The sequence below is a fragment of the Halomonas sp. DP8Y7-1 genome, assembly GCF_019801685.1.
Taxonomy (GTDB): Bacteria; Pseudomonadota; Gammaproteobacteria; order Pseudomonadales; family Halomonadaceae; genus Halomonas; species Halomonas litopenaei_A.
Window position 1 is genome coordinate 156,418 of record NZ_JAHVIN010000006.1, and the last position, 24,429, is coordinate 180,846.

Annotated in this window: 26 protein-coding genes and 1 tRNA gene; 11 read left to right on the forward strand and 16 right to left on the reverse strand. The window is 60.8% G+C overall.

Going from position 1 to position 24,429, the window contains the following annotated elements; all coding sequences use genetic code 11:
• Nucleotides 1–218: 218 nt before the first annotated feature.
• Both KUV41_RS09900 and KUV41_RS09905 read left to right on the forward strand, forming a co-directional pair.
• A complete protein-coding gene (locus KUV41_RS09900) occupies nt 219–905 on the forward strand; it encodes a 7-cyano-7-deazaguanine/7-aminomethyl-7-deazaguanine transporter (protein ID WP_222485897.1) in 687 nt (228 codons plus the stop codon).
• A 124-nt stretch (nt 906–1,029) separates the two neighbouring features.
• On the forward strand, nt 1,030–1,806 hold the full coding sequence (locus KUV41_RS09905; RefSeq protein ID WP_222483287.1) for an alpha/beta fold hydrolase: 777 nt from the start codon (nt 1,030–1,032) through the stop codon (nt 1,804–1,806).
• A gap of 142 nt (nt 1,807–1,948) precedes the next feature.
• On the opposite strand, the gene KUV41_RS09910 is transcribed toward KUV41_RS09905, so the two are convergent.
• A complete protein-coding gene (locus KUV41_RS09910) occupies nt 1,949–3,259 on the reverse strand; it encodes an ABC transporter substrate-binding protein (RefSeq protein ID WP_222485899.1) in 1,311 nt (436 codons plus the stop codon).
• Nucleotides 3,260–3,406: 147 nt separating this feature from the next.
• On the opposite strand from KUV41_RS09910, the gene KUV41_RS09915 reads away from it, so the two are divergent.
• The gene (locus KUV41_RS09915) at nt 3,407–5,113 is read left to right on the forward strand and encodes a potassium/proton antiporter (protein ID WP_206938927.1); all 1,707 of its coding nucleotides are present in this window, start codon (nt 3,407–3,409) and stop codon (nt 5,111–5,113) included.
• Nucleotides 5,114–5,357: 244 nt separating this feature from the next.
• Entirely contained in the window at nt 5,358–6,158 is an 801-nt protein-coding gene (locus KUV41_RS09920) for a M48 family metallopeptidase (RefSeq protein WP_222485901.1), read from the forward strand.
• A 129-nt stretch (nt 6,159–6,287) separates the two neighbouring features.
• Here KUV41_RS09920 and KUV41_RS09925 read toward each other — a convergent pair whose 3' ends face one another.
• The gene (locus KUV41_RS09925; RefSeq protein ID WP_222485903.1) at nt 6,288–6,488 is read right to left on the reverse strand and encodes a hypothetical protein; all 201 of its coding nucleotides are present in this window, start codon (nt 6,486–6,488) and stop codon (nt 6,288–6,290) included.
• A gap of 621 nt (nt 6,489–7,109) precedes the next feature.
• Nucleotides 7,110–7,199 (reverse strand) — tRNA-Ser (locus tag KUV41_RS09930).
• Nucleotides 7,200–7,530: 331 nt separating this feature from the next.
• On the opposite strand from KUV41_RS09930, the gene KUV41_RS09935 reads away from it, so the two are divergent.
• From KUV41_RS09935 to KUV41_RS09960, 6 genes are all read left to right on the forward strand, one after another.
• Entirely contained in the window at nt 7,531–8,202 is a 672-nt protein-coding gene (locus tag KUV41_RS09935; protein WP_222485905.1) for a Bax inhibitor-1/YccA family protein, read from the forward strand.
• A gap of 134 nt (nt 8,203–8,336) precedes the next feature.
• Nucleotides 8,337–8,729, forward strand: a complete 393-nt coding sequence (gene tusD / locus KUV41_RS09940) for a sulfurtransferase complex subunit TusD (RefSeq protein ID WP_222163787.1) — start codon at nt 8,337–8,339, stop codon at nt 8,727–8,729.
• A gap of 43 nt (nt 8,730–8,772) precedes the next feature.
• Nucleotides 8,773–9,162 carry a DsrE family protein gene (locus tag KUV41_RS09945; RefSeq protein ID WP_206938897.1) on the forward strand — a complete coding sequence of 130 codons (390 nt, stop codon included), beginning with the start codon at nt 8,773–8,775 and terminating at the stop codon, nt 9,160–9,162.
• A gap of 131 nt (nt 9,163–9,293) precedes the next feature.
• Nucleotides 9,294–9,584, forward strand: coding sequence for a sulfurtransferase complex subunit TusB (tusB, locus tag KUV41_RS09950; protein WP_222485907.1), 291 nt, complete (start codon nt 9,294–9,296; stop codon nt 9,582–9,584).
• 153 nt (nt 9,585–9,737) lie between these two features.
• The gene (locus KUV41_RS09955; protein WP_206938885.1) at nt 9,738–10,091 is read left to right on the forward strand and encodes a TusE/DsrC/DsvC family sulfur relay protein; all 354 of its coding nucleotides are present in this window, start codon (nt 9,738–9,740) and stop codon (nt 10,089–10,091) included.
• Between the two features lie 8 nt (nt 10,092–10,099).
• Complete coding sequence (locus KUV41_RS09960; protein WP_222485909.1) at nt 10,100–10,681, forward strand: ACP phosphodiesterase; 582 nt, start codon at nt 10,100–10,102, stop codon at nt 10,679–10,681.
• Here KUV41_RS09960 and glp read toward each other — a convergent pair.
• From glp to KUV41_RS10015, 11 genes are all read right to left on the reverse strand, one after another.
• Nucleotides 10,676–11,899, reverse strand: a complete 1,224-nt coding sequence (glp, locus tag KUV41_RS09965) for a gephyrin-like molybdotransferase Glp (protein ID WP_222485911.1) — start codon at nt 11,897–11,899, stop codon at nt 10,676–10,678. The two genes, KUV41_RS09960 and glp, sit on opposite strands and share 6 nt — an antisense overlap.
• Nucleotides 11,889–12,416 (reverse strand): molybdenum cofactor biosynthesis protein B, encoded by a 528-nt coding sequence (moaB, locus tag KUV41_RS09970; RefSeq protein ID WP_206938882.1) that lies wholly within the window; start codon nt 12,414–12,416, stop codon nt 11,889–11,891. The genes glp and moaB overlap by 11 nt, the downstream gene beginning before the upstream one ends.
• Complete coding sequence (locus tag KUV41_RS09975; protein ID WP_206938875.1) at nt 12,413–12,754, reverse strand: DUF1244 domain-containing protein; 342 nt, start codon at nt 12,752–12,754, stop codon at nt 12,413–12,415. The genes moaB and KUV41_RS09975 overlap by 4 nt, the downstream gene beginning before the upstream one ends.
• Before the next feature lie 159 nt (nt 12,755–12,913).
• Nucleotides 12,914–13,999, reverse strand: a complete 1,086-nt coding sequence (locus KUV41_RS09980; protein WP_222485913.1) for a formate dehydrogenase subunit gamma — start codon at nt 13,997–13,999, stop codon at nt 12,914–12,916.
• 9 nt (nt 14,000–14,008) lie between these two features.
• A complete protein-coding gene (gene fdh3B, locus KUV41_RS09985; RefSeq protein WP_206938871.1) occupies nt 14,009–14,632 on the reverse strand; it encodes a formate dehydrogenase FDH3 subunit beta in 624 nt (207 codons plus the stop codon).
• A 73-nt stretch (nt 14,633–14,705) separates the two neighbouring features.
• On the reverse strand, nt 14,706–17,561 hold the full coding sequence (locus KUV41_RS09990; RefSeq protein WP_222485915.1) for a formate dehydrogenase subunit alpha: 2,856 nt from the start codon (nt 17,559–17,561) through the stop codon (nt 14,706–14,708).
• Nucleotides 17,562–17,579: 18 nt separating this feature from the next.
• A complete protein-coding gene (locus KUV41_RS09995) occupies nt 17,580–17,798 on the reverse strand; it encodes a twin-arginine translocation signal domain-containing protein (RefSeq protein WP_206938867.1) in 219 nt (72 codons plus the stop codon).
• A complete protein-coding gene (locus tag KUV41_RS10000) occupies nt 17,795–18,475 on the reverse strand; it encodes a molecular chaperone (protein ID WP_206938850.1) in 681 nt (226 codons plus the stop codon). Before KUV41_RS10000 ends, KUV41_RS09995 begins: the two co-directional genes overlap by 4 nt.
• Nucleotides 18,472–20,211 carry a 4Fe-4S binding protein gene (locus tag KUV41_RS10005; protein WP_222483280.1) on the reverse strand — a complete coding sequence of 580 codons (1,740 nt, stop codon included), beginning with the start codon at nt 20,209–20,211 and terminating at the stop codon, nt 18,472–18,474. Before KUV41_RS10005 ends, KUV41_RS10000 begins: the two co-directional genes overlap by 4 nt.
• 130 nt (nt 20,212–20,341) lie before the next feature.
• On the reverse strand, nt 20,342–21,148 hold the full coding sequence (locus KUV41_RS10010) for a DUF3306 domain-containing protein (RefSeq protein WP_222485917.1): 807 nt from the start codon (nt 21,146–21,148) through the stop codon (nt 20,342–20,344).
• Nucleotides 21,145–21,576 carry a DUF3305 domain-containing protein gene (locus KUV41_RS10015; protein ID WP_315900573.1) on the reverse strand — a complete coding sequence of 144 codons (432 nt, stop codon included), beginning with the start codon at nt 21,574–21,576 and terminating at the stop codon, nt 21,145–21,147. Before KUV41_RS10015 ends, KUV41_RS10010 begins: the two co-directional genes overlap by 4 nt.
• A 148-nt stretch (nt 21,577–21,724) precedes the next feature.
• On the opposite strand from KUV41_RS10015, the gene KUV41_RS10020 reads away from it, so the two are divergent.
• Nucleotides 21,725–22,609, forward strand: coding sequence for a formate dehydrogenase accessory sulfurtransferase FdhD (locus KUV41_RS10020; protein ID WP_222483278.1), 885 nt, complete (start codon nt 21,725–21,727; stop codon nt 22,607–22,609).
• A 70-nt stretch (nt 22,610–22,679) separates the two neighbouring features.
• On the opposite strand, the gene KUV41_RS10025 is transcribed toward KUV41_RS10020, so the two are convergent.
• On the reverse strand, nt 22,680–23,315 hold the full coding sequence (locus tag KUV41_RS10025) for a helix-turn-helix domain-containing protein (protein WP_222483277.1): 636 nt from the start codon (nt 23,313–23,315) through the stop codon (nt 22,680–22,682).
• A gap of 159 nt (nt 23,316–23,474) precedes the next feature.
• Nucleotides 23,475–24,422 (reverse strand): histone deacetylase family protein, encoded by a 948-nt coding sequence (locus KUV41_RS10030; RefSeq protein WP_222483276.1) that lies wholly within the window; start codon nt 24,420–24,422, stop codon nt 23,475–23,477.
• Nucleotides 24,423–24,429: the final 7 nt, after the last annotated feature.

A 24,429-nucleotide genomic window follows, 5' to 3' on the forward strand; every position in this document is an offset into this window, starting at 1 on the left:
CGCGTGGCATGCATGGCATGGCCATGGCGATGTGCGTATAATCCTGCACCCGGCATAAGAGCGCGCGGCAGGCACTTTTGGGGTGTTTGCGTCTCGGGTCTACCTCGGTTTCCCCGAGCAGGGCCTACGTTTGCTGCCTCTCAACACCCTCATGCGCGACGTCTGTCGTCATGACTCGATCACCAGGGTTCCCTCACCCCTTACCAAAAAGGTTCGCTATGTTGACGCTTACGACCGATCAGCGCCGTCGATTGCTGGCACTTATGGTGGCTTTTCATATTGCCGTCATTGCCGCCAGCAACTACCTCGTGCAGTTGCCCTTCACGGTATTTGGCTTGCATACCACCTGGGGCGCCTTCAGTTTTCCCTTCATCTTTCTCGCCACGGACCTGACGGTAAGGCTGTTCGGTAAGGAGCCCGCTCGGGCGATCATCTTGCGGGTCATGCTGCCAGCCCTGGTGATCTCCTATCTGGTGTCGGTGATTTTTCCCAAGGGAAGCTACGTGGGCATGGCTGCCTTCGATGAGGTCAACCTCCTTGTCGCGCGTATTGCGCTTGCCAGTTTTATGGCATATCTGCTCGGCCAGCTGCTGGACGTGCAGGTGTTTGATCGCTTACGGCGCTTGGGCGCCTGGTGGGTAGCCCCAGCAGCTTCCACGCTGCTCGGTAATCTTGTCGATACGCTGGCGTTTTTCGCCATTGCCTTCCATGCGGGGCCTGATCCCTTCATGGCTTTGCACTGGCCGGAAATTGCGGCAGTGGACTACGCCATCAAGCTGGCCATCAGTCTGGCGTTCTTCCTGCCCCTTTACGGGGTGTTGCTCAAGACGCTGACTCAGCGCCTGATCGTCGCCACGGGCAGTGCCGACCGCTGGCCGGAGCGCGCAGCAGATCGGCGTGGCTAGTGGTACGGCCAAGTCAGCCTTGCGGCGCTGGTGCGACGGGGTAAGCTTTGTGCTTACCCCATTTCTTTCCCCCATCGCGGGTGGGGGCTGATCCTAGAATTGCGCAAGAGAAGGAGTTGCAGACATGGCGGTTGCCCTTGAAGTAGCTGACAGCGGTGGGCCGGGAGTGCCCCTGGTGATTGTGCATGGCCTGCTAGGTAGCGCCGACAACTGGCGCTCCCACGTCAAGCACTGGTCGCAACAGCGCCGTGTCATCGCGGTCGATCTTCGCAACCATGGGCGCTCTCCCCACGCAGACGGCATGAGTTACGAGGACATGGCAGAGGACCTGGCCGACGTCATCACGGGATCAGGGGCCGACAAGGTCCACCTGCTGGGGCATTCCATGGGTGGCAAGGTGGTCATGTCTCTTGCTCGCCTGTATCCGGATCTTGTCGCGTCCCTGATGGTGGCCGATATTGCGCCGGTAGCCTACGAGCACCGACATGACAGTGTGTTCGCGGCGCTACGTGCGGTGGAGGCGTCTGCCCCCAAGGACCGCCGAGAAGCTGATGAGCTGATGGCTGCGCATGTGGAGGACAAGCCAACCCGCATGTTCTTGGCGACCAACCTCGTTCGGGGGGAAGGCAATGTACTTTGCCTAAGGGTCAATCTGGATGCCATCGAGGGAAGTTACGAAGACATCATGGCCGAACCCGCCGGTCAGGGTCCCATTCGAGTGCCTTCCATCGTCATTCGCGGTAGTCGCTCGGACTATGTGGCTGACGCCAGGTTGGCGGCGGTTCGTGAAGTGCTGCCGGAGGCTTCGCTGGAAACCCTTGACGCCGGACATTGGCTGCATACCGAGAAGGCCAAGGAATTCCAGCAGTGCATCGATCGCTTTCTTGAACCATTAGCCTAGTCAGTCTAACAGCGACAGGTGCCGCGATAACGGCCAACGCCAGGCGGATAAAAGGCACTCGGTCATTTCGTGGCGCTTGCGGCCGGGCTTGGGGCTTGGGGCTCGTGGCTTAGGGCTCTGGGCTCTGGGCTCTGACCCAGGTTCAGCCTGGGTCGCGGCCAAGGCGAGACACTGGGGTTATCTCCTTCACTATGCCTTGGTCGTGCAGGTAGCGTTCCACGCGCCGATAGCGACCGTGATCCATGGCCGCCGGGCGGAGGCTGAGTCGGCGCCTGATGTCGGGCCACGCGGCGGCATTTGCTGCGCTGTCCATGGTCGGTTGCTGTTGCACCATGATGTCCCACGCCTCGGTGGGATGTTCGATGATCCAGCGAGTGGCTTCCTCAATCGAGTCAATGAATCTACGAATGGCATCCTGCTGTGACTGATAGTGTTCCTGGTTGGCCACCAGGATGAGCCCATCGTGAATTGGTATGCCCAAGGAGGCTGCCGACATGACTCGCGTCGCCACTCCCAGGTCACCCAATTCGCGTGGTAGCGAGATGCCGTGGCCGCCAACGACCGCATCAACCCAGTTTTCGCTCATGGCGCGAATGATGCTGAAATGCACGTCCTTCGCTTCCACATGTGACAGGTTCAATCCCTCCTGCTGCAGAATGGCTCTAAGCAGGACATCCTTGTCGGATTGCTGGGCGTAGCCGACCCGATGATCGATCAATGACAGCGCTGAGGCGGCGTTGATGTCGTCACGCACGACGAGCGCCGCGAGGGGAAGCTCCACCAGCGTAGCGACCCTCATAATAGGGCGCCCGTCATCGACGGCGGCATGCAGGCTGAGTTGATCTGTCAGGGCAAGATCTGCCTGTGAGGCAGCGACCAGCTTGGCCGCCACGTCCGGATCTGCTGGCGTCTTGAGATGAACGTCAAGTCCGCGGCGCCGGAACAGTCCCTTGTGTTGCGCCACGAGCAGCGCGGCGTGCTGCGGACCCGGGGTCCATTCGAGAATGACGTTGAGAGTGGTCACGGGCGGGGGAGCGATGGGGTCTGCCGGCGCCGCGGTGATCGATGGCGCGATGGCCCGTGACGGCGTATCCACGCTTGGTCCTGTGGGCAGGCCTTCATAGGCTGCCGCGGGATCATGTCGCTCGGCACCGGACGCACTGTTGTTGGCGTGTTCGGCAGCGGGCGGGGTATCCGTGGGGTCGTCCTGAGCGCTGGCGGTGCTCTCGTCGAGCTGTTCTTCCTGCTGCTCTTGCTGCTGCGCTTCCTGCTCCCCAGCATCGTTTTCACCCTGCGGCTGGGTCGCCGTGGCGGCCTCGCTGCTGTCGACTGCGACGGCAGCATCGGTTGAGCCCTGCTCGTCAGCCGGACAGGAAGCGCTAATAAAGCCCAGTGTCAAAGCAGTGGCCATGAGCCAGCCTAGACGATGGCGCCAGGGCATTGACTTCGCCATCAAGTGTCTCCCGTGGATCAGGCGTTCGTACCAGCGGGCTAGTGTATACAACGGTAATTTCACCTACCAGCGGCATCCATCAACATCTTGATGGATCAGCGTTTGACCCGCATGAGATACTGTGGTCGAACTTTGCAAGGGACTCGCATGGACTCCATCAATAGCCTTTTTCTGTTATGTGGCACCTTGATCGCGTTGAGCGTGCTGGCGAGCCGACTCTCCGCGTTGGCGGGGGTGCCTCTTCTGGTGCTCTTTCTTGGGCTGGGCATGCTGGCGGGCGAGGATGGCCTGCTTGGCATCGACTTTGACAACTATTCCCTAGCCTTCGTCATTGGTCACCTGGCGCTGGCGATGATTCTTCTCGATGGCGGTCTTCGCACCCGGCTGAAGACCTTTCGAGTGGGCTTCCGGCCGGCCTTGGGATTGGCCACCGCAGGCGTGTTCATCACCAGCGGTCTGGTGGGGCTGTTGGCGATGTGGGTGTTCGACCTGTCGCTGCTGCAGGGGCTTCTTGTCGGAGCCATCGTCGGGTCGACGGACGCTGCTGCGGTGTTTTCCATGCTCAGCGGGCGTGGCCTGAATCTCAATGAGCGTGTTGGTGCGACCCTTGAGATCGAGTCCGGCACCAACGATCCCATGGCGATCTTTCTGACACTGGTGTTGATCGAAGCGCTGGTGGGGGACCTGGGTGGCCCGCTGGACATGCTGCTGTTCTTTATCCAGCAGTTCGCCGTCGCCATTGCACTGGGTCTCGGCGCGGGCTGGCTGATCGGTAGATTGCTGCGCTACCTTGACCTGGCTCCTGGCCTCTACTCGCTGCTGGCCCTGGCCCTGGGATTCTGTGTCTTCGGCCTGACCAGTGCTCTTGGAGGAAGCGGCTTCCTGGCTATCTATCTGGCGGGCCTGATGATCGGTAATCAGCCCGGTCGTCATCTCAACTTCATCTTGCCAGTACACGACGGGCTGGCATGGTTGAGTCAAATAGGTCTGTTTCTGGTGCTGGGGCTTCTGGTTACGCCGTCGGCGCTGTTCGACGTCCTGTTACCCGCATCGGTAGTGGCGCTGGCGTTGATCTTCGTGGCTCGGCCATTGGCGGTGATTCTCACGCTCAAGCCGTTCTTTCATTTTCGCTGGCGTGAGGTCGGCTTTATCTCCTGGGTGGGGTTGCGCGGCGCGGTGCCTATCGTGCTGGCCATCTTTCCCGTCATTGGCGGCGTCGAGCGGGCGGACCTTTACTTCAATGTGGCCTTTGCGGTGGTATTGCTATCGCTGTTGATTCAGGGTGGGACCTTGCCGTGGATGGCCAAGCGGATGAAGGTCATGGTGCCTGACAGCGCAACGCCCAATCATCGCGGCCCGCTTGGCATCTTGCCGGAAAACGACTTCGAGATGTTTGTCTACAAGGTCGAGAACTCTGATCTTGAAGACATCCCGATTCGCTTGCTGCGCTTTCCCTCGGGCTCATTGATTTCGGCGCTGTTTCGTCAGCACGTGATGTTGCATCCCAAAGGCAGTACCCAGCTGCGCATGGACGACATCATCTGTGTCATCGGCAAGAGCGATGACCTGCCTGCGCTGAATCGTCTGTTCAATGGCGACGCGAAGCATCGCCAGCAGCGAGCCTTTTTCGGGACCTTTACGCTGGATGCTGAGGCGCGCATGGGTGACGTGGCCGACGCTTACGGATTGACCCTGAGCCCTGGCGAAGCGTCGTTGACGCTAGGGGAGTTTCTGGGGCTGCGGTTGGGCGGTCATCCTGTCGTGGGCGATGACGTCGACTGGCACGGTATCCAGTGGGTGGTCAGTGACATGGAGGGAAACCATATCACCAAGGTGGGGCTGCGCCTGTACTAGGGCTTGTACGGAAAGTGCCTGCGCTTGGTGATACGGCGTTAAAACATCGGTCTAAATGCTCATTTACACCTCGTAAACTGCGCTTTCTCACCGATGTTTGCCTTGTTTCACCTTCGCTCGTCGACTTGTCGGACAAAACCTGGCGAATAGCCTGCAGCTGGATGGTGAGCAGGCGTCCGAATCATGTTGTCAGAGCCTTGGAGCAATGGGGCGTCGTCCCTGGGAGGCGTGTGGAGAGATGGTCATGCTCAGACGACTATTGCTGTTGTTGCTGCTGGTGGTGCTGAGCGGCTGCGACGAAACGCCGGCTGGTCGCAGCCAGCTGGCTCTTGTGCCGGGTTTCGTCATGAGCGATATGGGCAGGCAGGCCTTTGATCAGCTTCGCCATGAGCTTCCTCTGGATCAGGACGTGTCGCGTAAGGCGCTGGTCCAGTGCATCAGCGCAGCCCTCATCAAGTCAGCTCGCCTGGAATATCCAGAGGTGGAGACACCCGAGGACTGGCAGGTGGTGATCTTCGACTCCCCTTCACCCAATGCGTTTGCCTTGCCGGGTGGGCGTATTGGGGTCAACACGGGTTTGTTTGAAGTCGCGCAGTCCCCGGACCAGCTGGCCGCCGTCATTGCACATGAAATCGCCCACGTGCTGGCTAAGCATGGTAACGAGCGGTTGACTCAGCAGCTAGGCATCAAGGCGGTGCTGTTGGTGGTGGGTCTGATCAGCGAGGGCGATGTCGGCCAGGAGCCGCTGATGGAAGCTCTGGGGATCGGCAGTCAGCTAGGCATTGCGCTGCCTTTCAGCCGGGTGCATGAGTCAGAAGCAGACCTGATGGGGCTTGCGATCATGGCACGCGCTGGGTTTGATCCTGGCGCCAGCATCACCTTGTGGCGCAATATGGCGGCGCTTGGCGGCAGTCAACCGCCTGAGATCCTGTCCACGCATCCCGGCCATCAGTCCCGCATCAGTGGGCTAAGAGAGCATATGGCCGCTGCCAAGAGACAGTATCAAGAGGCGGTACCATCTCGGTGTTCTGCTCGGCCGCTATAGTGCCACCTCTATATCCTTTCTCTTTGCCTGACAGCTCTGGCATGGGCCCCACGTGGTCTGGCGGGTCTCGTTGCCTGTAGCGATCCTGGGCTGGTCGGCGGTGGCCATACCGCGCCAATAGGGCGCTCTTTACGCTTTATCGTCAGGGCGGTTGGGTAGCCTGTCCTCGAAGGCAAGGGCGGCTGCTGCCGACCGCGCCGCGTCCTGGCTGTCATGGCGTGAGATAACCTGGCGTGTCGCTCCTGGTGATGAGTCGGAGAAGGCGACGACGGCCCACCGGGTACGTTTGAGCGCCTTGGTCTGGTAGCTCTCGACGCGAAAGTGCTTCATGGGAAACTCTGCTCTTTTTGCGAAGGCGCGCAGTCTACGTGCTGTAAGCCATCAGCATGGTCAAAAGTTTACTGAGCCTTCAACGATGATGTCACGCGCCGTATGCTGAGTAATGATTAGGGTATTCATTAAGCGATATCTTATTGAGCAATAAGAGTATGACGGAACGAAAAGGTTCAGTCCGTCCGCATCATTTGCCCCCAGGGGGCGCGGCGCTTCAGCAGTCGGACCGCTCATCCCCTGGCATCTGCTAATGCCTAGTCTGCTAATGATATCACGTCAGTGCGGTTGCCAGGCGCAGCGCTTGGGAGCGCTATAGGCAGCTGCTGCTCAAACGGCGGGCGTCAACCTGAGTGCCGGCTCAATGGTCGAAGATGAGGGCAGAGACACCGACAAGAAACAACAACAATAAGCAAAGTGGGAAGGGATAAGGGAGAAGAGAGATGAGAGTAGCGGTTAAAGACAAAAGAAAAGCGCGGTACACAGCTGAATGCTAGGCGGGTTGGTTCGAGCTTCATCGGTATGGTGAGAGAGGGGTTGATCGTGCTGACGATCCAGGTGGGTATACCATCACGAAAACGCCGAATCTGCAGGACAGATTCGGCGTTTGACAATTCGAGGTGGCGGAGGGACAGGGATTCGAACCCTGGAAGGGCGTTAACCCTTGCCGGTTTTCAAGACCGGTGCATTCAACCGCTCTGCCATCCCTCCGGCTCACGGCGATGTACTTTACCAGCTTTTCTTCTCACGTCAACAGTTGTGTGCGATCAATGTGTTACGGCTTACCCGAGGAGCCCTCGTCAGCCAGGTCATTAATCTTTAGCCCAGGCGATTGGCAAGGGGGAAACTGCGCAAGAAATGTGCAGCTAAGCAATTTTTTGTCGCCAATAGGAAACGCTGTTCGAGCCAAGTGTGGCGGGGATGCAGCGCCATTCAGGTGAATTCCCTTCGTTGAAACCGCGCAGGTGGACGTCTTGCGCCGGGAACCTCCCATGGGCATGCTGTGTCGAATGCATGTCCACAAACAGGGAGCTACGGATACATGGCTTATCAAGAGTCACAGGTGAGTCGTCAGACCCAGACGCAGGTAGCTGCGACCAATAAGGTCTTGCGCAATACCTACGGCTTGCTGGCGATGACACTGCTGTTCTCTGCGGTGACAGCGGGGGCGGCAGTGGCCCTCGGCGTTCAGCAGATGAACATTCTGGTGTTCTTCATTGGCGCATACGGCCTGATGTTCCTGGTTCACAAGACCGCTAACTCCGTCATGGGGCTATTGGCGACGTTCGCCTTCACCGGCTTCATGGGCTTCACCCTTGGTCCTATTCTCAGCGCCTACCTGACGCTGTCGAATGGCCCTGAACTGATCATGACCGCGCTGGGCATGACCGGTTTGACCTTCTTCGGTCTGTCGGCGGTCGCGCTGATCACCCGCAAGGACTTCAGCTTCCTGGCCAACTTCATGATGGCGGGTGCCATCGTGCTGATCCTGGCCATGGTTGCCGCGCTGATCTTCAACATTCCTTCGCTGTCCCTGATGGTCTCTGCGGGCTTTGTCCTGTTCTCCTCGGCAGCGATCCTGTATCAAACCAGCGAGATCGTTCATCGGGCCGGTGAAACCAACTATATCCTCGCTACCATTACCCTGTACGTCTCGATCTACAACCTGTTCATCAGCCTGCTGTCACTGCTGGGCGTCGTCAGCCAGGATTGATCCAGACGGGACGGAATGGCACAAGTATCGTAGAATGGTGGCCCCGCTCATGCGGGGCCATTTTTTTGTGCTGGCTCCGTGTCGCCATAGACCCGATGCCAGTGGTTGATGACGCTGTCCAGGGGTAGAGACATATGCGCTACGCCATCCTGTTGCTGGGTGCGCCTTACAGCTCTCAGGCAGCCCATAGTGCACTGCGTTTCGCCCAGGCGGTGATAGCGCGTGGTCACCGCCTGGAAGCCGTGTTCTTCTACGCTGATGGCGTTCACAATGCGGCGAGCCTGGCGACCCCGCCCCAGGACGAGCCGCAGATTGTCGATGGCTGGGTAGATCTTCAGCGTGACCATGAGGTAAGGCTCGAGGTGTGCATTGCGGCGGCTCTTCGACGCGGCATCATCGATGCCGCTGAGGCGGCGCGACATGGCAAGGACGGGCACAGCCTTGCGCCACCTTTCACGCTCACCGGACTGGGGCAGCTGATCGACCTTGGTGTTGACTGTGACCGTCTGATCACCTTCGGCGCATGACGCGACCGGAGTCACGGCCAGGGACAAACCCGGAGGAGTGGGTATGACGGTAACGACGTCAGTCGACGAGGGGGCAGCGGGAGAACTGCTGGTGATTCTTCGCCATGGTCCTCATTCAGGTATCGCGCTGAAGGAAGGGCTTGATGCTGCTCTGGTGGCTGCCGCCTTTGGGCGCCGTGTATCGCTTCTGTTCATGGGCAGTGGCGTGGCCGCCTTGATGCCAGGTCAGGGCAAAGGCCCGCTGGACCAGAAGGGAACTCTGCCGACGCTGGACATGCTCGAGATGTATGACATCGATCGGTGCTATGCCGACAGTGCCAGTCTGGAAGCCCTCGACATGTCGGCAGACGCGCTGGTCATCGACGTCACCGCTGTCGACAGTGGCGGTGTCGCTCAGTTGATGGCATGCCATTCGCTGGTAATGACGTTCTGAGGCCTGCGAGGCGTTCACTGTCTATGGACGACGGAAGCGATCCTGCTGGTTGAGTCACGGCTCATCTATTGCACCCATCGACTTCACCCATCTATTGCACCATTGCCATTTGTCGCCCGTGTGGAGCAAGAATGATTCTGCATACCCTCAATCGCTCGCCGCTAGATTCGTCAGTCTACCTTCAGGCGTTGGCCGCCATGACCGAGGCAGATTGCCTGTTGCTCATAGAGGATGGTGTCCTGGGGAGCCTGCCAGCCCAGGCTGGGCGCTGGCCTCAGCTCACTGGCAGACTGTTCGCGCTGCAAGAGGATCTGGCGTCGCGAGGTCTCGTCGATGCCTGTTTCGATAGCATCACCGTCATTGATATCCAGGAGTTTGTCGCCTTGACGGAGCAGGCCACCAAGGTGGTGAGCTGGTACTGAGTCAGTAAGCCTGGTGATAACCAGCTGCCATCCCTGGCGATTCGCGGGGTTTATGCTCGCTGTCAGTGCCCCCACCTATTGTTATCTAGCGCCATACAGGCATGGCGTTCAGTATTCACCGTCATCAGCGTCGTCCAGCAGGAGAGCGTCATCATGGCAACGACACAGACCGCTGAGGAACTCAACCTTGGCACGGGCACCATCGGACTCGATCCCGAAGGCTACCTTGTTGATCTTAACGATTGGACCCCTGAAGTCGCCGAGGCGCTGGCAGGGCGGGAGGGCCTGGTGCTTACCGAGGAGCATTGGGAGATCCTCCACGTGCTGCGGGAGTTCTACGGACGCTACGAGCAGTCGCCAGCCATGCGCCCCCTGGTAAAGGCGGTGGGCAAGGCCCTTGGCCAGGACAAGGCTAGCTCGATCTATCTCATGCGGTTATTTCCGGGCAGTCCGCCGAAGCTAGGCGCCCGCCTTGCTGGATTGCCTAAACCGACCAATTGCCTCTAGGCTCGGCTGTGAATTTCCTGGCTCATGGCTGGCTGGCCCGCGAGGGCAGTGACGGTTTTCTCCTCGGCAACTTGATTGCCGACGGCGTCAAGGGGACCGACCTGTCTGCGTGGCCAGCGCCAGTCGCGGAAGGCGTGCTCCATCATCGCCAGGTTGATGCCTTTGTCGATCATCACCCCCGAGTCGCTGCCGCACGGGCTCGTGCGCCAGCAGGTGGGCGTCGCGTTGCCGGTATTGCGCTGGACATGATGTGGGACCACTTTCTCGCTGATGAGCTGGGCGGCGATCAGTGGCGCGAGCGGGATGAGCTGATTGATCGCTGCTACAGACTGTTCGAGCGGCATGGTGCGCCGCAGCGGCTGGCCCAGATGGTGCCCGTGATGGTGCGTGAGGACTGGTTGCGGCGCTATTCCAGCCTGGCGTTCACCACCCGCGCGATTGCCGGCATTGGTACGCGTTTATCGGGTCCCAATCGGCTGGCGGAACTGGTGCCGCACCTGGAGCAGGATTACGACGTCCTGCGGGAAGACTTCGCCATCCTGTGGCGGGATACCCGTCGCCACTGGGAAGTCTCCCCACGTCTCTCATGACGTTCGTAGCCACAGGCACTCGACAGCATCTCCAGGGCTTATCTCGGTGTGCGGTGGAATGACGGCCAAGGCGTCGGCATTGATGCAGGAAGATAGAACGCCTGAGTTCTGGTCGTCGAAGGCTTTCGCCGCAATGCCAGTCTGACGGAAGTCGAGGGAAACCCTCATGTAGTGCTGGCGTGGCCCCGTGCTGGTGCTGAAATCGCTTTGTGCCCAAAGGCGCGGTAGCTCAGCCATTTGCTGGCAACCCTGCATGCTGCCGAGCAGTGGGCGCAAGAATAGCCAGGCACCGACGTAGCTGGAGACTGGATTGCCAGGCAGACCTACAAAGCGTGTCGCATGTCCTGTTGCATTCGGCAACTGGCCCAACGCCAGGGGTTTGCCAGGGCGAATGGCGAGGCGCCATAGATCCAGGTGACCCAGCTGTTCCAGGGCTGCCTTGACATGGTCTTCCTCGCCTACGCTGACCCCACCCGTAGACACCACCAGATCGGCCATCGCGGCAGCTTCAGACAGACACGCGCGAGTACCCTCGGCAGTGTCTGGCACGCTGCGGGTCAGTACCACCTCGGCACCGAACTGCTGCAGCAAGCTGAGTAGCATGGCACGATTGGAGTTGTAGATCTGACCGGGGGCTAGCGTCTTGCCCGGGTCAATGATCTCGTCACCGGTCGACAGCAGGGCGACACGGGGTCGGCGGTGGACAGCCACCTCGACGATGCCTTGGCCTGCCAGGTGCCCCAGGGCAGCGGCATCCAGGCGCGTGCCCGCCGCCAGCAGGGTGTCGCCACTGGTGACATCACGCCCTTGCCTGCGCACGTTGTCGCCGGCAGGAATCGTCGCTGGCATGATCGCGATGTTGCCGTCACGCTCCACCTTTTCCTGCATCACGACGCAGTCCGCGCCCTGTGGCAGCACGCCACCGGTAAAGATGCGTGCACAGGTGCCTCGTTCAAGCTTCGCCGTGGGCGATCCTGCCGCCATCCTCAGCGCCACGGGTAGACGCCGGCCGGCATCCTCATGATGCAGGGCATAGCCGTCCATGGCGCTGTTGTCGAAAGGCGGTACGTCCAGCACGGCCTTGACGTCCCTGGCCAGCACTCGGCCGTCGGCGACGTCGCAGCTGACGGACTCCTCGGGGAGGGCCTTTACGCCCTCCAGCAGGGTGTCCAGGGCGTCCTGCATCGGTGCCAGCCTGCTCGACGGCTCAATGGTCATGCTGTCCGCGCTCCGCAATCACGAGATTGGCAAAATTGCAGGGCTTGTGGCGACTGTCCAGCTGTTCGGCAAGGATGCCATCCCAGGCGGTGCGGCAAGCCCCTGTAGAACCAGGGAGGCAGAAAATGACCGTGCGATTGGCCATGCCGCCCAGGCAGCGGCTCTGGACGGTAGAACTTCCAATCTCCTGCCACGACAGCTGGCGGAAGAGTTCGCCGAAGCCTTCAATTCGCTTGTCGAGCAGTACACTGACGGCCTCTGGCGTCGAATCACGGCCGGTAAACCCGGTGCCGCCCGTGGTCAGCACCACTTGAACCTCCGGGTCCGCGATCCACTGGGACAGCACCGCACGAATACGATAGATATCGTCGATGACGATCTGCTTGTCGGCCAGCTGGTGACCGGCATCTTCCAGGCGCTGGACCAATGCCTGTCCACTGCGATCGGTCGCTTCATCTCGGCTATCGGAGACGGTGAGGACGGCGATCTTCAATCCGATCATGGCATCGTGGCTCATGAGCTCGGGCTCTCCTTGCTCTGCTGCTTGTCACGCTTGGTCTGCTGGCGTGCCTCGAAGGCGGCCATCTGCTCTGGCGTGGCCTTTGCCTGGTAGAGTTCCTTCCATTCGCTGTAGGGCATCCCGTAGACGTACTCGCGGGCGCTTTCATAGTCGATGGTTTCACCGCGCTCATCGGCGGCTGCTACCAGCCACTTGGAAAGGCAGTTGCGACAGAAGTCTGCCAGGATCATCAGATCGATGTTCTGGACGTCCTTGTTGTCATCAAGGTGCTTCAGGAGACGACGGAAGGCTGCCGCTTCCACTTCAGTGCGCGTGTGTTCATCGAGATGTTGCATGAGGTTCTCCAGAAAATATGTCGAGCACAAAGCCGGATGCCATGATGGTAACGCCAAGCCCGCCCGCAAGAAACACGTCGCCCCGAACATGAGTCGGGGCGACGTGTGAAGCGATGTGCAGCTTTGACCGTCACTGCGATGGACAATAGCCCTTGATGATCACGAGGGTGAGGACGAGGAGGGGGCGCTGTCGGCCTGATCGTCGTGGGGCTGTGCCGCTGGTGCTTCACCGGCCTGATCCTTGACCTCCTCGTACCACAAGTTGTGGTGCTGCTTGGCCCATGTCTCGTCGACGTATCCCGTTGTCATGCCTTCCAACGCACCTTCTGTGCCGAGGGTGCCAATGTAGATATGGCCGAAGGAAACGGCGGTCAGAATCAGTGCACCTACGGCGTGAATGATGTTGGCCCACTGCATCGTGTCGCGGCTCTGATCGAAGTTCGGGAAGTCCAGCACCAGTCCGCTGGCAAAGACCACCATGCCCGCCGTCGCCAGCATCCAGAACCACGCCTTCTCCCCGCCATTGGCGAAGCCCGCATCCGGATGCTTGTCCCCGATCATGCCGCCCCCCTGCTTGAACCACTCGATATCATGGCGCTTGATCCAGTTGTGCTTCAGGAATTTCGCCAGCACGAAGATCAGCAGGATGCCGAAGAAGGGGCCGATATAGTTGTGCAGGAACTTGGTGCCACTGATCATGGCCGCCCATACCGCATCCCCGAACAAGGGCTTGAACACAAACTTGCCATACAGAATGTTGAGCCCGGTCAGCGCTAGAATCAGGAACAGGGTGGCCAAGGTCCAATGCAGTGCTCGGCTTAAGACCGACCAGCGCAACAGCTTGCGACCGGTGCGCGGTTCATCGAGCTGGCTGCGCCCCACGATCAGATAGAAGATCGTGATCATGACCAGCATACCGCCCACCGCCACCAGCCCGAATGGCGATACCCATTTGTTGCGCCATTGACGCCAGGTCTCACCACTCTGGTTGATCAGGCTGTAGGTGGAATCATGGCGAGTATCGATGAAGGACTCACCATCCTTCACCTGTCGCCAGGTATCTGCGTCAGCGGCGGGCACGGCGACCGCAATCTCCGCATTGGGGTCGGCAGCCAGTGCAGCGCTACCAAAGGCCAGGGCGACCAGCAGGAGTAAACCGGGCAGGGCTATTCCTGGAAGGGCTATCGCCAGCAGTGGCAAGCGAAACCCCTGGCCCAGCCGGCTCAAGACATCACGCATGTTCATGGGGCCTCCTCACTGGTCTTGAGTCGCATCGTAGGCCATTGCGTCGATCGCCGAGGGCGACCCGTTGCCGATAGCGGACCAGGCGCCGTCCTTGTGGCCGCGACGGACGACCCGCTCGCGGAAGATATCCGCTACGGTCTGGGCATCACCGGCCAGCAGAGCCTTGGTAGAGCACATTTCAGCGCACAGCGGCAGCTTGCCTTCCGCAATACGGTTGGCGCCGTACTTCTCGTACTCTTCTTCCGGGCTGTCCGCGGGACCACCAGCGCAGAACGTGCATTTGTCCATCTTGCCGCGTTCGCCGAAGGCATCCTGCTGAGGGAACTGGGGGGCGCCGAAAGGACAGGCGTAAAGGCAATAGCCGCAGCCGATGCACAGGTCCTTGTCGTGCAGGACGATGCCGTCATCTGTCTTGTAGAAGCAGTCGGTGGGGCAGACGGCCATGCAGGGGGCGTCATCGCAGTGCATGCAGGCCACCGAGATGGAGACTTCGGAGGGTTCACCATCATTCAGGGTGACCACGCGCCGGCGCTGGATTCCCCACTCGACCTCGTTGGCATTCTTGCAGGCGGTAACGCAGCCGTTGCACTCGATGCAGCGCTCTGCGTCACACATGAATTTCATTTGGGCCATCTTGCAACTCCTGGTTTCCCGGAGGTCGGGACGGGCTGTTCACCGGTCCCGATCTCTTGTTCGATTCGACGGTTCAGCTCGCGAGCTCGATACGACACAGCGTGCACTTGGTTTCCTGCATCTGGGTCACCGAGTCATAGCCGTATGTCGTTGCCGTATTCACCGCCTCGCCGATCACGTAGGGGACCGTGCCTTCCGGGTAGCGGTCGGCCAGACTTTCTCCCTGGAACACGCCACCGAAGTGGAACGGCATGAAGACCACTTCCCTGGCCACCCGCGGCGTGACCATGGCCTTGACCTTGATGCGTCCACCTTCTGCACCTTCGACCCAGACCATGTTGCCGTCCTGGATGCCCAGGTCATTGGCCAGGGCAGGGTTGATCTCGACGAACATCTCCTGTTGCAACTCGGCCAGCCACGACATCGAGCGGGTTTCCTCGCCGCCACCTTCGTATTCGACCAGACGTCCAGACGTCATGATGATGGGGTACTTCTGACTGGCGTCGTTTTCCTGAATGCTCTGGTAGAGCGTCGGCAGGCGATAATGGGAGGCCACGTCCTCCCAGGTGGGATAGTCCTTGACCAGGTCACGTCGCGAGGTATAGAGCGGTTCACGATGCTTGGGAATCGGGTCGGGGAAGGTCCACACATTGCAGCGCGCCTTGGCATTGCCGAAGGGGGCGCACTCGTGGGCGATAGCGACACGCTGGATGCCGCCGGACAGATCCGTCTTCCAGTTCCTGCCCTCTGCAGCCTGCTTTTCCTCTGGGGTCAGCTCGTCCCACCAGCCCAGGTCCTTGAGCATGTCGGCACTGAATTCAGGATAGCCATCCTCGAGATCAGACCCGGCGCTGAAGGAGTTGTCAGCCAGAATAGGGGTGCCTTCATGCTCGATACCGAAGCGAGCCCGGAAGGTCAGCCCCCCCTGGGATACCGGCTTGCTGGTGTCATACAGAATCGGAGTGCCTGGATGGCCAAGTTCTGGCGTGCCCCAGCACGGCCAAGGCAGGCCGTAGTAATCGCCGTCAGCCGGCCCACCTTCGGCACGCAAGTCACGGAAACTGAAGGTGTGCCAGTTCTGCTGGTGGGCCTTCAGCCGCTCTGGGCTTTGGCCGGTATAGCCAACGGTCCACATCCCGCGGTTGAATTCTCGGGTGATGTCCTCGATCAGTGGCTCATCGCCGTTGACCTGGATGTTCTTGAACAGCTCGTCGGCAAAGCCAAGACGTTGGCTAAGCAGATACATGATGGCGTGGTCGGGCTTGGCTTCGAACGCGGGTTCCACCACACGGTCACGCCACTGCACAGAGCGGTTGGTGGCCGTCACGCTACCATAGCTTTCGAACTGGGTGGCGGCCGGCAGCAGATAGACACCGTCGGTGCGGTCATGCATGACGCCAGCCACAGTGGGATAAGGATCGACGATGACCATCATCTCCAGCTTCTGCATGGCCTTCTGCATCTCGGTGCCACGCGTCTGGGAGTTGACGGCATGTCCCCAGTAGAACATCGCCTTGAGGCTGGTGCGCTGCGAAATATCGGCATCGTCCTCAAGCACGCCATCAATCCAGCGAGACACCGTGATCCCGCTGGAATTCATCGGGTAGCCGTCGGCGTACTCGGTCTGGTCGAAACGGCTCTTGAGCCACTCGTAGTCCAGCCCCCAGATCTGGGCCCAGTGTTGCCACGCGCCCTCGGCGAGACCGTAGTAGCCGGGCAGCGAGTGGGACATCAGTCCCAGGTCGGTAGCGCCCTGAACATTGTCATGGCCACGGAAAATGTTTGCACCACCACCTGACTTGCCGATATTGCCCAGGGCGAGCTCGAGAATGCAGTAGGCGCGAGTATTGTTGTTGCCGGTGGTGTGCTGGGTGCCTCCCATGCACCAGACGATGCAACCCGGGCGGTTGTCAGCCAATGTCCTTGCGGTATCCCGCATGACATTTTCGGGCACGCCGGTGATTCGCTCTACCTCGCTGGGCGGGAAGTTGGCCACTTCATTGCGCACCTCGTCCATGGCATAGACGCGCTGCTCAATGTACTGACGGTCTTCCCAGCCGTTTTCGAAGATATGCCACAGCAGTCCCCAGATAAAGGCCACGTCAGAGCCGGGACGAATCCGCACGTAGTGATCGGCCTTCGCTGCGGTGCGGGTGAAGCGAGGATCCACCACAATGATTTCGGCCTGGCTGCGCTCCTTGGCGAGCAGCACGTGCTGCATGGCCACGGGATGCGCTTCACTGGGATTGGAGCCGATGAACAGGATCGAACGACTGTTCTGGAGGTCATTGAGCGAGTTGGTCATCGCCCCGTAGCCCCAGGTATTGGCAACGCCCGCCACCGTCGTGGAGTGGCAGATACGGGCCTGGTGATCGGTGTTGTTGGTGCCCGCCAGCGCCGCAAACTTGCGCATCAAGTAGGCTTGTTCATTGCTGAACTTTGCAGATCCCAGCCAGTAGATGCTATCTGGCCCATGCTGATCCGTCAGTTCCAGCACCTTGGCGCCGATCTCGTCGATGGCCTCATCCCAGGACAGCCGCTGCCATTCGCCGGCGACCAGTTTCATGGGGTATTTCAGGCGTCGCGTCGAGTGGCCATGCTGACGCAACGAGGCACCCTTGGCGCAGTGGGCGCCGCGATTGATCGGATGGTCGAAGGCCGGTTCCTGGTGGGTCCAGACGCCTTCCTGAACCTCTGCATAGACGCCGCAGCCGACGGAGCAGTGTGAACATATCGTCCGGCGTGTCTCTACCGGTGCGTCGCTGTACGGGGTTTTCTCGGCGGCTTCGGAGCGACGCATCATCGGGCTGCCAAGTAGACCGAGGCCGGCAACACCGCCGGTGGCGGCTCCACTGCGCTTGAGGAACTGTCGCCGCGAGATACCCAGCCCGGATGCCTTGGGAGTGTGAGAGGTGCGTGTCAGACGCATAGCAGGATCTCCTGGGTATCAGTCGCGTAGAGAGTCATAGAAAGCACGCACGTGCTCTGTCTCCCGGTAATTGCCGGAAGACGCTGGGTCACGCTTGGCCGATGAGGCGTCGGCGTTGTCCTCTGCTGTCGCCTGAGCCGTCTGGCTGACCACGACCGCTGCCCCGGCAGCGGCAATCGTGCCCCCGCCAAGCACCTTCAGGAAGCGACGTCGTTGTGTATCGGGGGTAGCACTCATGCTTGATCTCCTGCTCCTTGGGGCTGGCGACGAACGTCTGGTGTTGCCATGCCGAGGGTCTGGGATGAGGGGTGGGGCGTAGCCTGCAACTGACTGCCTTCGCGTTCGAAGAAGAGTGACGCCAGCGCGCCGATGGCGGCATAGAAGGGCGATGCCACGGCGGCGAGATCCCGTGCACAGTCAGTGGCCCAGGGCGCCAGGTGGCGATGGAAGAAACCGGCCTCGTGGGGATGGCTTTCCGCCACCAGCATGGCCATGACTTCGCACAGGGCGGCCAGGTGGTCCTCGGGCTCACTCACGTCGGGAGAACGTTCCAGGTTAAGCGTGCGCAGCTCCTGGCGCAGGGCGACCAATGGCGCTTCCATCAAGCCGCCTTCACGATAGTAGGAGGCGTAAGGCAGCACATCGCCCTGGATGACGCCGACCAGGTGAACGAAGTGAGCGCGTTTCAGCCCTTCGCTGGTACTGTCCGCGGCGGCATTCGCCAGGCGCTGCCAGGCCTGGGCGAAACGTATGTCGTCTGTCGATGTCTCGAGAGAAGCCAGCCATTCACGCAGTGCGTTGTCGGGTGGCGTTCTCAGCAAGGCGGCGAGCAGGGCATAGATGTCCGCTCTGAGGGCCCGGGCCTCATCGTCCTGCCCGGGCGAGATATCGGTGGGCGAGTGTTGAGCCGTCATACCTTGAGCTGAGCCTCCGGGTTGGTCGCCATCTCCTGCCATACATCCTTGACGCGGCAGTCCTGACACATCTCCAGACGGCGTGCCTGATCACCGCTGAAGTACGGATGCTGGGCGAGCTTTTGCTGAATGGCCTCGATGGTGCCGCGATTGGCGAACGCGGTGCCGCAGGAGATGCAGTGAAAGGGGCTGTCTTCGTGGCACACGCGCCAGTCCGCTCGCGCTGAGCTGGCGAAGAATCCGGGCTGCAGCGTGATGGCAGATTCAGGACAGCTCTTTGCGCATAGACCGCACTGCACACAGTCGGCCTCACGAAAGTCGAGCCTAGGTGTGTCCCCGCCCGCGGCGAGCGCGTCCGTGGGACAGCTGGCGACGCAGCCCATGCACAGGGTGCAGGCATCGCTATTGACGTCGATGCCCCCGAAAGGGCTGCCGCCTGGCATGCTGTGTCGCTGGCCATCCTGCTCGCCATGGAGCGCCAGGTGCTCCAGCACTCGGTTGAGGCGTCGGCGCTTGCCCTGCTCGTCATCGCCGTCACTGTCGGCGTCGTCGTCAAGGCGGCTCAGGCGGGTGGGCAATCCCGCATGGCGGGGCAAAGCATCGCTGCTGAGCGGGTCGCTGGCGGCAAAACGCTGGAGTCGCTGTTCAGAATGTCCAAGTGCCGCGAGCAGTCCGCGAGCCTGAGCCAGCTGATCCTCCAGATGAGCGGCGAGGCGCGGCGGCATGGAGGGGTAGTCGACAATGCGGACTTCACACGCTCCCGCGGCGATCAGCGATAGCCAGTGGTCAGCACCGGCGGCGCCAAGATCTTCCAGGGCCACGTCGATCACGTGAGGCGCGTCAGGTTGTTGATGATCGGTGTAGTCGGCCTGGACGAAGCGCACGACCGGCGACGTGCCGCCAGCGTTGTGATACCCATCGAGCCACGCCAGCAAGGTGTCCTGCTGACGTAGGCTGTGAGGCTGGCGAAACTCGATGGCTCCGGTGGGGCATGCGCTGGAACAGCTACCTACGCCCTGGCACAGCTGAGGGTCAATCTCGATGTGCGCGCCAATCCTTCCAGGAACACTGTGGATAGCATCGGCTGGGCAAACCTCCAGGCAGCGAGTACAGCCTTCAAAGCCACGTGTGGAGTGGGCGCAGCGATCGTTATGAATCTGGAAGTAGCGAGGCTTCTCGAAGTCCCCAACCCAGTCAGCCAGACCATCAATGAGGGTGTCGCGCTGCTCCCCCGCAACAGGGGCGTGAAAGTAGCCGGGAGGAGGAAGCTCTCGAGGCAGGCTGGGCTCTGCACATAGGTCGATGACCAGGTCGTGGCCGTCACGTTCCAGTAGCGCCTTGGCCAGGTTGATAGGCCCATCGGGCGTCGGCAGCCACAACCTGAAGTTGCCCAGGTAGCCCTCGAGGTGCAGGTCCGCAGGGTGTTTGCCCAGCAGTGGTTGCACGAAGACGCGCAGATCGGCATGGGCACGCAGATCAGCATGGGTCGTGAGCGCTTGATGTCCGGCGTCGGTGACGACCAGCGTCAGGCTGGCCAGGGATGATGAGTCTCCCTGGCGGTCCAGCAGGGCGGTCAGGGCACGGCTGTCACCGATGGCCAGCACATGGCCATGACTCTGATAGCCGACGGAGGAGGCTGCCAGGTTGACTGGCCATGAGCTGGCGGCAAGTGCGCGCTCACGGGCTTTCCGGTTGACCTCCTGGTCTACCGGTATCGTCGCAATTCTTTGGTTCATGCTGTTCCACGGTCGAGAACGTATTGGTCGTTATCATTTTTTTCTTATGTGTCTAGGACTCAGTGTGAGCGGTCAATCTCAAATTCGCCAACCGCCCTTGGTCGAAGACGTGGGCCAAACGTTGATGAGGTCAGGGTTGAGGTGTATCTCCCGAGAGGTCCTGGTCGTCGCCCCTCGCTGTGTCTTCGCTGAGCGTCTCGCAGTGAGACTTACTGCATGCTGAGGTAGACTCCTCCCGGCCTGTGCGTGGGCGAGAAGGAGTGGCACCACCCTCGTTGGTAGCTTGGTCCTGCGCATGCCCAGCGGCGTCTTTCTCGGCGATGCCGTGGTCAAAAGCCTGCTGGTCGCCAGCCTCTTGATCAGTTCTGTTCTGACTAGCTCTGTCTTGACCAACGCTGTCGGCATCGGCATCGGCATCGGTATCGAGAGTCCGATCGTCAGTCGCGTCGTCGACGTTATCCCACCAGCGGCGCAAGCGCTGGGCGGTTTCCTTGGCCAGCGGTGTCAGGCGCTGTCGGAAGTCATCGTCGTAGTCGTCCAGACCGTCGCGAATGCCGTAGCGCTCGGCACTGAAAAGCTGCCGCAGGGCACGCTGCTTCAAGGCTTTGTCGATGCCTGGCTCAAGATAGGCGCGTATATCACTGCCTGGAACCAACGTCTCTGGATCGGGCAGGGCGGTGGCGTCAGCGCCAGCAGCAGACTCGCTGGCGTCGCCCTCTGCAGCTTTCGTCGGTTGCGCTTGCGCTGGGCTTGGCACAGCGGCGTGCCCGGGAGCGTGCATACGATCACTGGGGACATCTTCCGGCTCGTTGCCAGCCGCAATGCCGGCCGCCGTGCCGGCCCCAATGGTTCGCTGCGTCTCATCCATGGACGCTGAGTGGTCAGGCGCTGCGTGATCATCCAGCTTGCGCTGAGACCAACGCGACAGGCGGCTCATGCAGAGTTCTCCCGGGCACGGCCTGCGCCCTTGCGCTTCTTCTTGCGCCCCTCTGCCGGCGCTTCGCCATGGGCTGCCAGATAGGCCTCGACCCAGGCTTGCAGGGCCAAGGGCATGGGTGTGGCGAGCACTCGGTGTTCACCGTCCATCCAGTTGGCAGCGACATCCTGGCTCGCGGTGACCGCGTCGGGCTTGGGAGGCAGGTCACTGTGGCCAGCGCGAACGAACAGGCGTGGTGTCTGGGACTCGAGGTTGAAGCGGTAGGCGGCACGCTCGGTCATGCTCAGCACCAGCGTCAGCACCCAGGGACCGCTGTTTCCGGGTTCAAGGCCGGTGATTTCCCAGTTGCGATGGCGAAAGCCTTTGACCATACGGTCGTGGTGACCAAGGTCAAGGCTGAGTTGTCGCCTGTTGGACGTCTCAGTCATGGTGTATTGTCTCCGTGCGGCATCCTTGCCTCTGGGGAACGACAGTATCAGCGAACGCTCATTCAATGATACCCAACATGCATTATGCCGTTAACAGGCATTTGATTCACGCCCTTACGATGGCTGCCACCGACCTCCAGGAGTCTGCATGTCATTCAGCAAGCCCAGCAGCCAGCATCAGGTCCAGCATAAGGTCCAGAGAAGCTACGCGCAGTTGCCTGCGACGCTCGAGATCGAGGTTGTCGATGAATTTGGTCATCCCCGTCGCCAGGCGATCGCCGCAGAGCGAGCCTTGACGGTGTACCTCAATCGACGGGAGATCGTCACCCTGATGTCCCTTGGTGCCGACCCTGAGGCCTTGGTGGTGGGGTATCTACGCAATCAGGGCTTGATACAGCGGCGTGAGGACCTGGACGCTGTCATGGTGGACTGGGAGGTAGAGGCTGCGGCCGTGGTGACGCGAGAGGAGCCTGACGATCTTGAGCAGCGCCTTGGCCAGCGTACCGTTACCACTGGCTGTGGCCAGGGCACGGTGTTCGGCCGCCTGCTGGATCAGACCTCGATGGCAGCACTGTCTCGTGAGCCGGTACGTCAATCGGTGATCTACGCCTTGCTGGAGGCACTAGGGGCCTATAACGACACCTACCGCAGTGCGGGCGCGGTACATGGCTGTGCGGTGTGCCGCCAGCAGGAGGTGCTGGACTTCGTCGAGGATGTGGGGCGCCACAACGCCGTGGATACTCTGGCCGGGCGTGAGTGGTTAACGCCGGGGGATGGGCAGGTACCCGACATCTTCTACACCACCGGGCGACTGACCTCCGAGATGGTGCTCAAAGTGGCGCAGATGGGCATTTCGATACTGGTATCCCGCTCAGGCGTTACCCAGAAAGGCGTCGAGCTTGCCGAGAGGTTTGGGGTGCTGCTGATTGCCCGCGCCAAGGGCCGCAAACTGCAGATCATCCATGGGCGAGAGCGGTTTATCCATGATGCCAAGCCTGCACCCCGCCCTGGGGATCTGCAGCGACGCCAATAGGACGGATGCCCGGAGGCGTTGAGGTCATATTGTCATCTGGTGCCTGGCCATTTCCGCCTAGCTGGTGTTGCTAGCCTACCGCTTCTCGTCGTGTACAGACCGACAGGACCGTGGCGTCTTCCTTGCTGGTAGAGACCAGTGCATGGCCCATGTCGCTGTCAAAGTAGATGCTGTCCCCCTCGGCCAACGCCAGCGGCTCATAGAACTCAGAGTAGAGCAGGACTTCTCCGTCCAGCACCATCAAGAACTCTTCGCCGTCATGACGTACCCACTCGGAAAACTCGTCGAACCGACGCGCCCGCACGATCGTCTTGAACGGGATCATTCGCTTCTGGGCCAGTTCGCAGCTGAGCAGCTCGTGCTCGTAGGTCGGCGTTGGGTGGCGCTGACCATCGCCGCGACGGGTCATATCGCGTCGGCCCATGGTGCGCGACTGCTGGCGTGGGGGTGACAGCAGTTGTGGCAAGTCGATGCCAAGCCCACCGATCAGTTTCTGTACGGCGGTGAAGGTCGGGGATATCTGATCATTTTCGATCTTGGAAAGCGTCGAGCGGGCCAGCCCCGTGCGCTGGCTGACATCTTCCAACGTCCATTGGTTGGCAAGGCGTATTTCCTTGAGCCGCTCACCCAGACGGAGGGGTTCAACGAAGGCCTTGCGGCCGGAGGCAATCTCGAGCGCTGCCTCCTGATCGGTATGTTGCGCCATGGCGGTGTTCACGATAGGAAATCTGATTTCCTTTAGGCTAACACAGCCCCCGCCTGTTTCGCTTCTGCCTGTTGTACCCGTAAGACGCCGTTCTTAAGCCACAGCCTGTAAGTCATAGCCCGTAAGTCATGGCCCCGTGAGAGGGAGGGAGGCGCGCCGTCAGGTGGCGGCGGAAGGTGAGTAGGCCAGTCCCAGCAGGGCGCGCATATGGGCTTCAGCGCATCTGCCGAGAGCGATGAGGTCGTAGCCTCCTTCAAGCACTGAGACGACGCGCCCTTCACAATGTTGGCGCGCTATGGCGAGTATGCCCTGGGTAATCCAGTGGTAATCCTGATCGTCCAGGCATAGCTCGGCCATGGGATCGTCGCGATGGGCGTCAAAGCCCGCCGAGATGATCACCAGTTCGGGCTTGAAACGGTCCAGCGCAGGCCACCAGTCACGCTCTATGGCAGCTCGAAACTCAAGACTCTGTGTGCCGGCAGGCAGTGGCGTGTGCACCACATTGGGGTAGGGAGTGTCGAGATACCGCCAGGGATAGAAGGGCGACTGAAAGCTGGTACAGATCAGGGTATCGGGATCATTCTTGAAGATATCGATAGTGCCATTGCACTGGTGCACGTCGAAATCGAGGATGGCGATGCGCTGCACGCCATGGGCCGCTCGGGCGTGGGCCGCACCGACGGCGACGTTGTTGTAGAAGCAGAAACCCATGGCTTCATCGGCTTCGGCGTGGTGTCCTGGCGGTCGCACCGCGCAGAACACGTTATCAGCCTTGCCCTTGAGGACCTGGTCCACGCCCTTGACGACCGCCCCAGCCGCAAAGCTTGCTGCCTGCAGGCTGTCGGGGTTCATCAAGGTGTCGGCGTCCAGGTGGGCGTGGCCAGCGTCAGGCAGAGCGGCGTCGAGGCGCGCCAGGTAGGCAGTGCCATGCACGCGCTCAAGCTGTTCCCGGGTGACCTCGCGAGCATCGGCCTGCATGGCATGCTGCAGCACACCTGCACGCATCAGCTGAGCTCTGATGGCATCCAGTCGCAGCGGGCTCTCCGGGTGCTCTGGTCCCATGTCGTGGCGCTGGCACTGCGGATGGGTCAAGTAGGCTGTAATCATGCGAGGC

Excerpts from the sequence above, each read along its gene's own strand:
- KUV41_RS09900 (WP_222485897.1), top strand. The coding sequence starts at position 219 with ATGTTGACGCTTACGACCGATCAGCGCCGTCGATTGCTGGCACTTATG.
- KUV41_RS09905 (WP_222483287.1), top strand. The coding sequence starts at position 1,030 with ATGGCGGTTGCCCTTGAAGTAGCTGACAGCGGTGGGCCGGGAGTGCCC.
- KUV41_RS09910 (WP_222485899.1), bottom strand. The coding sequence starts at position 3,259 with ATGGCGAAGTCAATGCCCTGGCGCCATCGTCTAGGCTGGCTCATGGCC.
- KUV41_RS09915 (WP_206938927.1), top strand. The coding sequence starts at position 3,407 with ATGGACTCCATCAATAGCCTTTTTCTGTTATGTGGCACCTTGATCGCG.
- KUV41_RS09920 (WP_222485901.1), top strand. The coding sequence starts at position 5,358 with ATGCTCAGACGACTATTGCTGTTGTTGCTGCTGGTGGTGCTGAGCGGC.
- KUV41_RS09925 (WP_222485903.1), bottom strand. The coding sequence starts at position 6,488 with ATGAAGCACTTTCGCGTCGAGAGCTACCAGACCAAGGCGCTCAAACGT.
- KUV41_RS09935 (WP_222485905.1), top strand. The coding sequence starts at position 7,531 with ATGGCTTATCAAGAGTCACAGGTGAGTCGTCAGACCCAGACGCAGGTA.
- tusD (WP_222163787.1), top strand. The coding sequence starts at position 8,337 with ATGCGCTACGCCATCCTGTTGCTGGGTGCGCCTTACAGCTCTCAGGCA.
- KUV41_RS09945 (WP_206938897.1), top strand. The coding sequence starts at position 8,773 with ATGACGGTAACGACGTCAGTCGACGAGGGGGCAGCGGGAGAACTGCTG.
- tusB (WP_222485907.1), top strand. The coding sequence starts at position 9,294 with ATGATTCTGCATACCCTCAATCGCTCGCCGCTAGATTCGTCAGTCTAC.
- KUV41_RS09955 (WP_206938885.1), top strand. The coding sequence starts at position 9,738 with ATGGCAACGACACAGACCGCTGAGGAACTCAACCTTGGCACGGGCACC.
- glp (WP_222485911.1), bottom strand. The coding sequence starts at position 11,899 with ATGACCATTGAGCCGTCGAGCAGGCTGGCACCGATGCAGGACGCCCTG.
- moaB (WP_206938882.1), bottom strand. The coding sequence starts at position 12,416 with ATGAGCCACGATGCCATGATCGGATTGAAGATCGCCGTCCTCACCGTC.
- KUV41_RS09975 (WP_206938875.1), bottom strand. The coding sequence starts at position 12,754 with ATGCAACATCTCGATGAACACACGCGCACTGAAGTGGAAGCGGCAGCC.
- KUV41_RS09980 (WP_222485913.1), bottom strand. The coding sequence starts at position 13,999 with ATGAACATGCGTGATGTCTTGAGCCGGCTGGGCCAGGGGTTTCGCTTG.
- fdh3B (WP_206938871.1), bottom strand. The coding sequence starts at position 14,632 with ATGGCCCAAATGAAATTCATGTGTGACGCAGAGCGCTGCATCGAGTGC.
- KUV41_RS09990 (WP_222485915.1), bottom strand. The coding sequence starts at position 17,561 with ATGCGTCTGACACGCACCTCTCACACTCCCAAGGCATCCGGGCTGGGT.
- KUV41_RS09995 (WP_206938867.1), bottom strand. The coding sequence starts at position 17,798 with ATGAGTGCTACCCCCGATACACAACGACGTCGCTTCCTGAAGGTGCTT.
- KUV41_RS10000 (WP_206938850.1), bottom strand. The coding sequence starts at position 18,475 with ATGACGGCTCAACACTCGCCCACCGATATCTCGCCCGGGCAGGACGAT.
- KUV41_RS10005 (WP_222483280.1), bottom strand. The coding sequence starts at position 20,211 with ATGAACCAAAGAATTGCGACGATACCGGTAGACCAGGAGGTCAACCGG.
- KUV41_RS10010 (WP_222485917.1), bottom strand. The coding sequence starts at position 21,148 with ATGAGCCGCCTGTCGCGTTGGTCTCAGCGCAAGCTGGATGATCACGCA.
- KUV41_RS10015 (WP_315900573.1), bottom strand. The coding sequence starts at position 21,576 with ATGACTGAGACGTCCAACAGGCGACAACTCAGCCTTGACCTTGGTCAC.
- KUV41_RS10020 (WP_222483278.1), top strand. The coding sequence starts at position 21,725 with ATGTCATTCAGCAAGCCCAGCAGCCAGCATCAGGTCCAGCATAAGGTC.
- KUV41_RS10025 (WP_222483277.1), bottom strand. The coding sequence starts at position 23,315 with ATGGCGCAACATACCGATCAGGAGGCAGCGCTCGAGATTGCCTCCGGC.
- KUV41_RS10030 (WP_222483276.1), bottom strand. The coding sequence starts at position 24,422 with ATGATTACAGCCTACTTGACCCATCCGCAGTGCCAGCGCCACGACATG.